Annotated in this window: 14 protein-coding genes; 6 read left to right on the top strand and 8 right to left on the bottom strand. The window is 43.6% G+C overall.

The features are described from left to right. Positions 1 to 203 precede the first annotated feature (203 nt). Positions 204 to 734 (top strand): gamma carbonic anhydrase family protein, encoded by a 531-nt coding sequence (locus N483_RS11205; protein ID WP_023400987.1) that lies wholly within the window; start codon positions 204 to 206, stop codon positions 732 to 734. Here N483_RS11205 and N483_RS11200 read toward each other — a convergent pair. Next, positions 720 to 959 (bottom strand): DUF1488 domain-containing protein, encoded by a 240-nt coding sequence (locus tag N483_RS11200; RefSeq protein ID WP_023400986.1) that lies wholly within the window; start codon positions 957 to 959, stop codon positions 720 to 722. The genes N483_RS11205 and N483_RS11200 overlap by 15 nt on opposite strands. Position 960: 1 nt before the next feature. Further along, on the bottom strand, positions 961 to 1770 hold the full coding sequence (gene aroE, locus N483_RS11195; protein WP_023400985.1) for a shikimate dehydrogenase: 810 nt from the start codon (positions 1768 to 1770) through the stop codon (positions 961 to 963). Positions 1771 to 1796: 26 nt separating this feature from the next. Between aroE and N483_RS11190 the strand changes: the two genes are divergently transcribed. Both N483_RS11190 and N483_RS11185 read left to right on the top strand, forming a co-directional pair. Then, positions 1797 to 2258: a group II truncated hemoglobin gene (locus tag N483_RS11190; protein WP_023400984.1), complete on the top strand. Its 462-nt coding sequence runs from the start codon at positions 1797 to 1799 to the stop codon at positions 2256 to 2258. Positions 2259 to 2362: 104 nt separating this feature from the next. Continuing rightward, positions 2363 to 3970, top strand: coding sequence for a methyl-accepting chemotaxis protein (locus N483_RS11185; protein ID WP_023400983.1), 1608 nt, complete (start codon positions 2363 to 2365; stop codon positions 3968 to 3970). 54 nt (positions 3971 to 4024) lie between these two features. Here N483_RS11185 and hemF read toward each other — a convergent pair whose 3' ends face one another. The 6 genes from hemF to N483_RS11155 all read right to left on the bottom strand — a co-directional run bounded on the left by hemF (position 4025) and on the right by N483_RS11155 (position 9009). After that, positions 4025 to 4948, bottom strand: a complete 924-nt coding sequence (hemF, locus tag N483_RS11180; RefSeq protein ID WP_023400982.1) for an oxygen-dependent coproporphyrinogen oxidase — start codon at positions 4946 to 4948, stop codon at positions 4025 to 4027. Positions 4949 to 4952: 4 nt separating this feature from the next. Further along, positions 4953 to 5528: a Sua5/YciO/YrdC/YwlC family protein gene (locus N483_RS11175; protein WP_023400981.1), complete on the bottom strand. Its 576-nt coding sequence runs from the start codon at positions 5526 to 5528 to the stop codon at positions 4953 to 4955. Continuing rightward, the gene (locus tag N483_RS11170; RefSeq protein ID WP_023400980.1) at positions 5515 to 6093 is read right to left on the bottom strand and encodes a type I DNA topoisomerase; all 579 of its coding nucleotides are present in this window, start codon (positions 6091 to 6093) and stop codon (positions 5515 to 5517) included. Before N483_RS11170 ends, N483_RS11175 begins: the two co-directional genes overlap by 14 nt. A 222-nt stretch (positions 6094 to 6315) precedes the next feature. Further along, positions 6316 to 6789 (bottom strand): DUF494 family protein, encoded by a 474-nt coding sequence (locus N483_RS11165; RefSeq protein ID WP_023400979.1) that lies wholly within the window; start codon positions 6787 to 6789, stop codon positions 6316 to 6318. Between the two features lie 2 nt (positions 6790 to 6791). Beyond that, a complete protein-coding gene (dprA, locus tag N483_RS11160) occupies positions 6792 to 7871 on the bottom strand; it encodes a DNA-processing protein DprA (RefSeq protein ID WP_023400978.1) in 1080 nt (359 codons plus the stop codon). A gap of 25 nt (positions 7872 to 7896) precedes the next feature. Then, entirely contained in the window at positions 7897 to 9009 is a 1113-nt protein-coding gene (locus tag N483_RS11155) for a LysM peptidoglycan-binding domain-containing protein (RefSeq protein WP_023400977.1), read from the bottom strand. 116 nt (positions 9010 to 9125) lie between these two features. Here N483_RS11155 and def point away from each other — a divergent pair, with 116 nt between their 5' ends. The 3 genes from def to rsmB are packed head-to-tail and all read left to right on the top strand — an operon-like array spanning position 9126 to position 11893. Next, positions 9126 to 9635 (top strand): peptide deformylase, encoded by a 510-nt coding sequence (def, locus tag N483_RS11150; protein ID WP_023400976.1) that lies wholly within the window; start codon positions 9126 to 9128, stop codon positions 9633 to 9635. Positions 9636 to 9665: 30 nt separating this feature from the next. Further along, a complete protein-coding gene (gene fmt / locus N483_RS11145; RefSeq protein ID WP_023400975.1) occupies positions 9666 to 10610 on the top strand; it encodes a methionyl-tRNA formyltransferase in 945 nt (314 codons plus the stop codon). Next, positions 10610 to 11893, top strand: coding sequence for a 16S rRNA (cytosine(967)-C(5))-methyltransferase RsmB (rsmB, locus tag N483_RS11140; protein WP_023400974.1), 1284 nt, complete (start codon positions 10610 to 10612; stop codon positions 11891 to 11893). Before fmt ends, rsmB begins: the two co-directional genes overlap by 1 nt. Positions 11894 to 11895: the final 2 nt, after the last annotated feature.

Here is an 11895-nt window from a genome sequence, read left to right as displayed (position 1 = left end):
GTGGATGCGCATTATAGGGAGCTTAGAAAATTGTGCAAGTACTTTTTTAAGAAAAGTTATAATAATGGACTGTTCGAGTAATTTTCAATCTAAACGCATTAAAATAGTACATTTAGTGTACTTTGGTAGGTTTTACTCGCACTATAGAGATTTAGATAATTAACCTCTACACTAGGCCTACGTTGTTTCGAGAGTCTTATAACATGTTAAGAACATACAAAGGTATCGCCCCTAAATTATCTACAGGGGTATATGTAGACGAAAGCGCTGTACTCGTCGGTGACATCAGTATTGGTAGAGATAGTAGTGTTTGGCCGCTGGTTGCTGCTCGTGGTGACGTCAATTACATCAGAATTGGCGAGCGCACTAATGTGCAAGACGGAAGTGTTTTGCATTTAACGCGAAAAAGCCCGTCTAACCCAAATGGCTTTCCACTGATCATAGGTGATGATGTGACAGTAGGGCACAAAGTTATGCTACATGGCTGCCAACTAGGTAACCGCATTTTGGTAGGTATGGGTGCCATCGTCATGGACAATGTGACTGTTGAAGACGATGTAATTATAGGTGGTGGCGCATTAGTACCACCAAATAAAACTCTTGAATCAGGTTATTTATATGTCGGAAGCCCAGTAAAACAAGCACGTAAACTTACAGATCAAGAGCTTGCTTTTTTAAGGGTATCAGCTCAAAACTATGTCGAGTTAAAAGATGAATATCTACAGGAAAGTTAACTCTACTTCTCCTGACGACGAATAATGCTCATCCTCGATGAGCTCTTCGGCCTGCATTTCATAGTCGAATTGATGGGTTCTAAAGTGCATTACTGGATCAGCTTCCGATTCAGGCACTTCTACTACGCATGGCACAATCATCCCTGATACCATTGCCGTAAAGACCAATCTACGGCGCGATGCGTCAAAATGAATGTCATCATTAAATAATATCGCTTGGTTCATATTATTTGACCTTCGCCAGTACAGGTTCAACATCAGGGAGTTTACCTCTCCATACAGAGTACGCTTCTGCCGCTTGGCCTATCAACATACCTATCCCATCAATAAGCTTACATTGCGCATTATGATCAGCCACCCATTTTAAAAAGCTGGTTTGATGATCAGAATAAAACATATCGTAACTCCAGCTCACATCTGCTACCAATGCTCCCTCTATATTGGGTATATCACCCGTAACGCTTGATGATGTTGAGTTTAACACACCATCAAACGCTAAGCTTGGGATCTCTTCGAGCGACACAGCATTCACTTCACCATAAGGTGCAAACAACGCAGCCAATTGCAGTGCTTTTTCAACAGTTCGGTTTGCCACAACAATGCGTTTGACCCCAGCTTGCAGCAATGGGTAAATACAGCCCCTTGCTGCACCACCAGCACCTAACAATAACACTACACTATTTTGCAGCTGCACTTGATGCCTTTGCAAATCGGCGACTAGCCCTGCCCCGTCAGTATTATCACCAAGTATAGAGCCATCGCTTTGTAATTTTAGAGTATTTACAGCCCCAGCTAACTTTGCTCTGTCAGTAAGGGCATCCGCGCATGCATAAGCCTCTTCTTTAAAGGGTAAAGTGACATTCGCTCCCTTTCCTCCTGATGCAAAAAAGTCTTTGAGACTAAGCGCAAATCCATCTACTGGTGTCAAAATAGCAGTGTATTCGATCTGCTCGTTGAGACCAGATGCAAATTGCGAATGAATCTCTGGCGATTTAGAATGCTTTATCGGGTTACCAAAAACCGCATATTTGTCCATTTTTAGCCTAACAATAGTGATAGTGAATGAAGCAGTTAATTAAACGTATCTTTAATAAAGATGCAAGTGAAGATCCAAAGACATCTCAAAATCATCATGCACCAAGCCCAGAACGAACACCTTACGAGATAATTGGTGGAGAAAGTGGCACGCTGGCATTGGCAAATCGCTTTTATGACATAATGGAAAGTGACCCTTATGCAAAACCGCTTTACGACATGCACCCACTGCCACTTGATAGGATCCGCCAAGTATTTTTCGAGTTCTTGTCTGGTTGGTTGGGTGGTCCAGATCTATTTGCCGAGAAATACGGACACCCCCGTTTGAGAATGCGACATATGCCCTTTACGATTGACAAAGAGTTACGTGATCAATGGATGTACTGTATGGATAAAGCACTCGATGCTGAAATTGATAATCCTCTGCTACGAGAAGGGTTGCGTAAATCTCTCGCCCAATTGGCGACACATATGATTAACCAAGACTAAAATTGCTGTTTATAAATTTGCATTAGCTCAGCGACTTTTGCGCTGAGTCAAACCCTGCTTAATTATTCACACGCATAATGAACGCTTATTTCATAGTAGGTGCGATGCGTGTGAAGTCTATTCAACATAAAATATATGCTCTCCTCGCCATTACCGGTGTACTGGTTTTGGTAGCCAGTATTATTAGTAATAGCAGTCAACAAAAGAACCTAGCTGAACAAACAGTAGAAACCAATATTAGATTACTGGCCGATAATTATTTCGATTCTATCAACACTATGATGCTCACAGGCACTATGTCTAACAGGCATATACTTGGCGCTAAATTGCGTAATCATGAGAATATTGAAGATGCGCATATTGTACGTGGTGAGCTGGTAAATAAGCTTTACGGTCAGGGCAATGCAAACGAATCCCCCCAAACAGATGCAGAACATGCCGCTCTCAGAGGAGAGGAATTATTAGTAATTGAACAGCGTGGAGAAAAGCGCGTCATGACCTATTTGAAGCCAATGGTTGCAAGTGCCGATTATAAAGGGACCAATTGTCTTGGCTGTCATCAGGCAAAAGAGGGTGATGTATTGGGCGCAGTGAAAATTAGCTATTCCCTTGGGGATATAGACACAACTGTGGACGAAAACACGATTTTTAGTACAACTATACTTACCGCCATATTTGCCACCGCTTTTTTTATTCTCGGTACACTATTTCGTAAGCTCTTTATCGTCAGATTAAAGAAACTCGGCAAAACAATGCGCCTAGCTACAACTAACCAAGATTTAAGTTTGCGAATTCATGATGAAATAGATGACGAATTGGGCCGCTTAGCGACTAATTTCAATAAAATGATGTCCGCATTTAAAGAGAACATTGCCGAGGTATCCCGTTCATCAAAAATATTAATACACTCGGCAGAACATATTTACACAGCGGCTGAGACCACAGAAGAAGCAATTCAATCGCAAAAGCAAGGAACAGACTCAGTAGCAGCTGCAATTAACGAGCTGGAAAGCTCTTCCAGTGAAGTAAAAAATACCACTCACTTTGCATCTGAAAAATCCGACAGTAGCAATCACCTTGCAGAGCAAAGTATGTCGATTGCGCATACCACCGAGCAAAGTATCAATCAATTAGCTGGCGATATTCGCGATGCGGCAAATCAAGTCAGTCAATTACAAACACAAACGCTGGCGGTCGGAAAAGTACTTGAAGTGATCAGCAGTATCGCAGAGCAAACCAATTTACTTGCTCTCAATGCCGCGATAGAAGCTGCACGAGCGGGAGAAGCAGGTAGAGGATTTGCGGTAGTTGCAGATGAAGTCAGAACCCTTGCTACCCGTACTCATGATTCTACCGACGAAATCCGTCGTACCATAGACAAGCTTCAACAAGAAGCAGAGCAAACAGTTAGTGCTATGAATGCCTCTTGCGCTGAAGCCGATGATAGAGCGGCCCAAGTGCAACAAGTCGCACAGGCACTCAAAGATATTTCATCTCAAATGCATGAGATCAATGCGTTGAATGTTCAAATTGCCGACGCAACAGAGCAGCAAAATCAGGCAGCAGAAGAGATCAATCAAAGTGTTGTCGCTATCCGAGACAACGCAGAGCAATCGTTAGAAGACGCCCATGGTAGTAAACGTGTCAGCGAAGAGTTGTTAGAGTTAGCTCGCTCTTTAGATGAACAGGTTAGAGGCTTTAAACTAAATTAATCCATACAAATAAAAAAGGAGCATTAAGCTCCTTTTTTATTACACTAATTACTTTTATAACACATCAATGTTTAACCAGTCTTGAGGCTTCAAGAAATGCTCATATAGTTTAGCTTCATTCGACCCAGCTTCAGGTGTAAAGTCATACTCCCATCTTGCCAACGGTGGCATAGACATCAGTATAGACTCAGTACGTCCACCACTTTGTAGTCCAAATAACGTTCCCCTATCCCATACAAGGTTAAATTCAACGTAGCGGCCACGGCGATAAAGTTGAAATTCACGCTCTTGTTCACTTACAGGCATATCTTTTCTTCGCGAGATGATCGGCGTATAGGCAGGTAAAAAACCTTCCCCCACCGCTTTCATAAAAGCAAAGCTCTTATCAAAGCCTTCCTCATTTAAATCATCAAAAAATAACCCCCCGACCCCGCGAGTTTCGTCACGATGCTTCAAGTAAAAATAATCATCACACCATTTTTTATACTTCGGATAAACTTCGTCTCCAAACGGAGAACACAAGTCTTTCGCCACTTGGTGCCAATGTTTTACATCCTCCAAATGAGGATAAAAAGGAGTTAAGTCAAAGCCGCCACCAAACCACCAGATCGGCGCTTCTCCCTCTTTCTCAGCAATAAAAAACCGTACGTTTGCGTGGCTAGTTGGGATATGTGGGTTTTTTGGGTGGATCACCAAAGAAACACCACACGCGTGAAAACTTCTGCCAGCCAACTCAGGGCGATGCGCAGTCGCAGAAGCAGGCATTGACGCACCAAAAACATGGGAGTAATTAACTCCACCTTGCTCTATAACTGTGCCGCCTTTAAGCACTCGAGTTCGACCACCGCCACCTTCTGCACGCTCCCAGCTATCTTCAACAAACTTACCGCTGCCATCTGCTTGTTCTAACCCCTGGCAAATATCATCCTGAAGCTGTAATAAAAACGCTTTAACCGTCTCTAAATTCACTTTACTCACGTCATTAGCTCCTAAATACTTGACCAGTCATTGCATCGCGGATCTGACTAGGTGTATTGCGCCCACCTAGTTCACCTTCTTGATAATAGCCAACTCGCTCACCAAACATGCTCTGGGCCTGTGCAATCGTCATAGCTGGCTCTTCGCCGCTAAAGTTAGCACTGGTTGAAACTAAAGGCTTACCAAATGATTTGCATAATTGCTTAACAATGGGGTGATCAGTCACACGAACAGCAATACTTGTGTGCTCACCAGTTAGCCATTTGGGTGTTGTAGACTTTGCAGGTAACACCCAAGTTACAGGCCCGGGCCAAGCTGAAAATATTTCGGCGCGCTTGTCCATTGGGATTTTTGCGTCGTCAACATAGTTTAAGCATTGAGCAAAATTATCGGCAATCAAAATCAGTCCTTTTTCAATTGGACGTTCTTTCAGTGCCAATAGTTTATGAACTGCGCTTTCACTGTCTGGATCACAACCCAGCCCAAAAATGGCTTCTGTTGGATAACAGATCAACTCCCCTTGGTGCAACGCTTCAATGGCCGTTTGCGGCTTAGCTGTTTGGTTTTCACTGTGATTCATAGGGATCCTCAATCATATGCTGACAAGCTTTTTGCGGACATTGTAGCATAGCTTTACCCGCACGCTTTTTTTGCACCATGACGGGCCAATCACATTGCTCACATTGATGTGCAACGGGGATCTGATTCAAACTATATTTACATTTAGGGTAAGCGTCACACGCGTAAAAAAACTTGCCATATTTGTTCTGTCTTTTTTGTAAGTGCCCATTTTGACATTTTGGACATGCTGGAAACGTCTGTGCTTCCTCTTCTTCTTCGTGCACAATAAAATGGCACTCAGGATAGCCTGTGCAACCGATAAACATACCGTATCGACCATTTCTTATCACGAGGTCGCGACCACATTCTGGACAAGGTGCATCGTCCAATATTTTAATGTCATGACTGTCATGATGAGCAAAAGAGCGAATGTAGTCACATGTCGGGTAACTGGCACAGCCAAGAAAAGCCCCGTTTTTAGAATGTTTGACCACCAGCTCTGAACCACATTTAGGGCAGACTTCATACTCTTTTTCCAATGCATGTTGATCCGCATTGAAAAGAGAGTGATCAATTTTGCTCATTTTACTCACCTTAAACTGTGCACACACTGTGCTATTTTACTGTGTATCGATATAAGGACAACTAAAACACGCTCGAAGGTCTAAATGTCTGCGACATGTACCTCAAAGAGCTGAAGAAAACTAAAGAGAATGTAGTGAATCGCACGTCGAAGCTTAGAGGAAGTACTGAACTAGCTTTGATTTGATACGGCATTTTGATCTCTCAAAGATGCCGTAAACCTGTTAATGCAATAACCCTGATGGTTGCTCGAAAATTAGATCTTCCATCTGTGCATATGCATGTTCTTTACCTGGCACGTTAAATAGCACCATTAATATCACCCACTTCAAATCGTCAAGACAGATAGATGATTTTTCTAACGCCAGCATTCGATCAATGACCATTTCTCTTGTTGTACAATCTATCACACCAATTTGTTCTACAAACATTAAAAAACCACGACACTCAACATCTAATACACGGCACTCTTCTTGAGTATAAATACGTATCGCAGAGTCAGGTTTGGCATTGAGATAAGGAAACTCATCACTGTGTTGAAGATCGGCAAGCTGCTCTAACCAGTCCAATGCTTTGTATATTTCAGCTTGGTCGAAGCCTGCACCTACTAATTCGTCTGTTAATTGATTTTGCTCTACGAAGATATCCGCTTCGCTATGAATATAGTTCTCAAATAAATACATCAGGATATCAAACATGTTTAACCCCTCGCTAATTTGATGTAGCCGTTTAATACACGTTCTACTTTGTCTTCAAGCTCTAAGTCCAATAGTCTGGCAAGTACCTGCTCTACTGGCCACTGGGTCCTCAGTGCTAAGGTATCGACGTCAGTTACCTCATAACCGAGATTTTGCAAAACGGGGCAAGTCTCCTGTTTTCTCTCACTTTCTATAATATATAGACTGTTTTCGGGTAAAAAGCTCACCTCTTCGATAATATCACTGACATTTTCAGTGAGCTTGGCGCCTTGCTTGATCAAAAAGTGACACCCCTCGGATAGACTGTGACGTATCGAGCCAGGAATAGCAAAAACTTCTTTATTTTGTTCTATCGCATATCGTGCAGTCACCAGTGAACCACTTTTTATTTCAGCTTCGACCAGCAGGACTCCCAAAGATAACCCTGAAATTATTCGATTCCGCCGAGGAAAATTAGTTCCATGAGGCAAAGTTCCAGGCACAAACTCACTCACAATGAGCCCCTGTTCAACAATGCGCCAATATAATTCAGTATGTCGTTTTGGGTAAATGACATCCGCTCCTGTGCCCATCACAGCAATGGTACCGCGCGACGTACTCAGTGCGCCACAGTGTGCCGCTCCGTCAATTCCCCGCGCCATCCCGGACGTCGTTACAAAATTAGCCTCCCCTAATTGGCGTGCAAAATCATAGCCAATCTCTTTTCCCATGCGGGAGGCACTGCGACTGCCAACAATGGCTATTTGGGGTTGATGTAGTAGCGCTCTATTACCTCGACAAAATAGTAACCAAGGTGGACTACATATATGTGTCAATGCAGTGGGATACTGTTCATCAAAGTAATGAATGACATGAATATTTAAGGCTCTGCACTGTTCAATGATCCGATCGACGTTAGACCAGTCTGTGGTGCTTAGTTGCTGCGCCAATTTTTCGTTGAGCCCGAGCAGGCAAAGATCAGCTTTTGATAATGTAAAAAGATCAGGTAGAGGGACTTTTTGTTGTAGCGCCAAAATAGTACTCACTCCCAACCCCCTACAAAGGTGAAGTGCTAGCGCCTCTCGCAATGATATTGTGGTCATGCTCCCTCCTTGAGCTATTGATTAATCAATTCGTTACGCTGTCTCCTACTTGGATAGGATGTGATGTTTTCAAAACCATTGCGTAACTAATATTGTCATAGACTTTAAATAACATCAGCTCGCCGACTTTTTCGCTCGGCATATGCCATACCGTACTATTTTCACTATTTCCCTCTCCAAACCACGAACCGACATCGCCAATCAGTTTATCCAAACTGCTTGAGTCTTCGATATACTTTGGTGTGCCGTCACGCTCTACAACTGTTGGAGATTGACGAAAAATATCGAGTATATTGCCTTCTACTAACTGCTGCTTACTGCCAACATTAAGCACAACTACCGACATCGGACCAAATTCCCTGTGCTGATTGCTACTGGCAATTATCTCGCCCTCAACGCCTTGGCTTGGTTTGCTCATTTTAAAGTTGGCCTTGTGATCTTGCCCCTGAGATAATGGCATTACAAAATCACCAGCTTTAATTTCTCGCTTAACGGTTTCAACTTTAACCGTACTTGGCACCCCGTCTGCGATATCACCCGTCTCAAGTGCGCGGGCAGTGCCCACCAACATGGTTTCATATGCTAAAGTCCGTAAACCGTCTTTGTAAGGCTTGCCTTGACGATAAATACCATAATTACCACCACGAGTTAGGTCACCCTTCACATACAAAAGATGCCCTGTCACACTCATTTTAAAGTTTTTATTAGAACCCAAAATGATTGGAAAGGCGTCAATATCCCCTTTATCAAGGGCCTGATCGTAGCTCAAATATGGCTCAAGCAATGACAGAGGCAGAGTTGGGATTGCCGACCCCTTTGCCTCGATGATACGCACATTCGGGGATAGTTTTCTTACCCCTTTATCGATAATTAATACCGGATTCCCATGCTCATCTACCCCGAGAGATAAAATATCTCCAGGATAAATTAGATGTGGATTATTAATTTGAGGGTTTTGCTGCCATAACTCAGGCCACTTCCATGGACTATTCAAATATAAACTCGAGATATCCCAAAGCGTATCCCCCTTTTTCACAACATATCGCTTGGGCGCATCAGATTTAACCGTTAATGTGTCGGCAATAGCAGGGAATACAGCTGCAGCTGCCATTATTAAGGCTGCAATTTGAGATTTCATTCCGAATTCCTTGAGTTATTTTTAGATATTATCCACCAAAACCTGTTAAAGGGGAACGTGAATGGCTAAAATAAGAGCATACATTACCCCATTTATAACGACTGTAAAAGGTATCCATGGCAAAGTTAGAAGTGCTTAAATTTCCAGATGAGCGTTTGCGTACAATTGCAAAGCCCGTTGAAGAAGTAAATGATGAAATTCGTCAAATCGTCAAAGACATGTTAGAGACTATGTATGATGAAAATGGTGTTGGTTTAGCAGCAACACAAGTTGATATTCATCAACGTATTGTGGTCATCGATGTTTCAGAAGAGCGCAACGAGCCGTACGTATTAATAAACCCTGAGATTATCGCATCTGAGGGGAACATGGTGTGCGAAGAGGGATGTCTGTCTGTCCCTTATTCATATGCAAAAGTAGATCGCGCTGAAAAAGTCACAGTCAAAGCACTTAATGAGCACGGTGAGGAATATCAGTTTGACGCACAAGAGCTGCTTTCTAATTGTGTGCAACATGAATTAGACCACCTAGTAGGCAAACTTTTTATTGATTACTTGTCGCCACTTAAGCGCCAGCGCATTAAAAAGAAAATAGAAAAAGAAGCCCGCCTTGCGGCAAAAGCATAATCATTTATTTATTAATTGGACAATTTATTCGTGAATAACCCTTTGCGTATAGTATTTGCGGGCACGCCAGATTTTGCTGCACGCCACCTTCAAGCATTGCTCGACTCTCATCACGAAGTCGTTGCAGTTTACAGCACACCAGACAAACCAGCTGGTCGCGGGAAGAAACTTAAAGCCAGTGAAGTAAAAACACTCGCCTTAGAACATGAACTGCCCGTTCTTCAACCTGCTTCACTCAAAAATGAGGAAGCGGCTGCACAATTGGCTGCGCTAAACGCAGATGTCATGGTTGTTGTCGCCTATGGTCTCTTGTTACCAAAAGCAATCCTTGAAACGCCTAAGTTAGGTTGCCTCAATGTACATGGATCCATTTTGCCTAGATGGCGAGGCGCAGCCCCTATCCAACGTGCAATTTGGGCTGGTGATAAAGAAACAGGTGTGACCATCATGCAGATGGATGAAGGATTAGATACAGGAGATATGCTACATATCGCCACCTGTCCAATTGACGTAAATGAAACCAGTGCCAGCTTGTATGCAAAACTGGCGGAGTTGGGCCCATCAGCGTTAGTTGAAACTCTAGATAATTTGGCAGCCGGTGAAGTAACACCGAAGGTACAAGATGATGCATTGTCAAATTATGCACAAAAACTGTCAAAGCAAGAAGCCGATATCGACTGGAATATGGACGCGACACAAATTGAACGAAACATTCGTGCGTTTAACCCTTGGCCTATGTGTTTTACACAAATGCAGTCTCAAACAGTAAAAATCTGGCAGGCCGATGTCATCGACATGCAAGGGGAAGCTGGCACTGTATTGCGTGCAGATAAACAAGGTATCGTTATTGCGTGTGGTACCCATGCTTTACAAATAACCCAGTTGCAACCGCAAGGGAAAAAACCAATGTCTGCACAAGACTTTTTAAATGGTCGTGCTGACTGGGTTACTCCTGGTAACAAGGTGGGTGCATAATGGCGAATGTACGCGCACTAGCAGCACAAACGCTATTCCAAGTGGTTGATAAAGGCAACTCGCTCAGTACACAACTTCCGTATGCTAGCCAAAAGCTACCGCCAAAGGACCGTGCGTTGCTACAACAAATATGTTATGGCGTACTGCGTTATTTACCTAGCCTTGAAAACTACTGCCAGCAATTACTAGAGCAACCTTTGCGCGGTAAGCGCAGGGTCTTTCAGTTTTTGCTATACGTGGGAATTTATCAGCTTCAGCATATGCGTGTTCCTGCACATGCCGCAGTTGCAGAAACGGTGAACGCGCTAAAACCTTTGGGTGCGCCCGGCATGAAAGGCCTAGTCAATGCGGTGCTGCGTAACTTTCAGCGCCAGCAAACAACCCTAGAACAAAGTGCCAATGACATCTTAGTATGTCAGTATAATCACCCAAGTTGGTTCATTAAAAAGCTACAAGCCGCTTATCCTGATTCTTGGGCTGAGATCCTTGAAGCAAACCAAAAGCAAGCCCCAATGTGGTTGCGAGTCAATCAGCGCCACGATCATGCTCAAGCATATTCTGCACGCCTTGATAAAGCTGAGATCGACCATACGCTTTACAATGAATACGAAGACGGCATTCTACTAACGCACCCAGTCGATGTCACAAAGCTACCTGATTTTGCGCAGGGCGCATGCTCAGTTCAAGATGCAGCGGCGCAAATGGCAGCGCGATTATTAGCACCACAAGATGGCGATAACATTCTCGATGCCTGCGCAGCACCTGGCGGTAAAACTTGCCATATTTTAGAGCTCGCAGATGCCAAAGTAACCGCTTTAGATGCCGATGAAAAACGCTTGGAACGTGTGGCAGATAACCTCAATAGGCTCTCTTTAGAAGCAAACTGTGTGCATGGCCTTGCAGACGAACCGAACAATTGGTGGCAAGGCGAATTATTTGATCGTATCCTCCTGGATGTACCTTGCTCAGCAACAGGTGTGATCCGCCGCCACCCAGATATAAAGTGGCTACGACGAGCGACTGACATCGATGAGTTGGCAGCCCTGCAGGCTAAAATACTCGATGAGATTTGGCCACTGCTTAAGCCGGGTGGAACCTTAGTGTATGCCACTTGCTCAGTACTGCCGCAAGAAAACCACCAGCAGATCAGCGCTTTCTTAAATCGTACTGGTGATGCGCTACATATTGCACTGCACTCTGAAGATAAGATTGAAAAACCCGGCTTACAATTGTTGCCAGGTACCACGGACGGCTTCTATTACGCCAAGATACAAAAACAATAATC

Origin of the sequence: Pseudoalteromonas luteoviolacea NCIMB 1944 (assembly GCF_001625565.1) — a bacterium.
Lineage (GTDB): Bacteria > Pseudomonadota > Gammaproteobacteria > Enterobacterales > Alteromonadaceae > Pseudoalteromonas > Pseudoalteromonas luteoviolacea_F.
The sequence above is the reverse complement of the archived record's forward strand: the minus strand, read 5'-3'. Positions and strand labels throughout refer to the sequence as shown.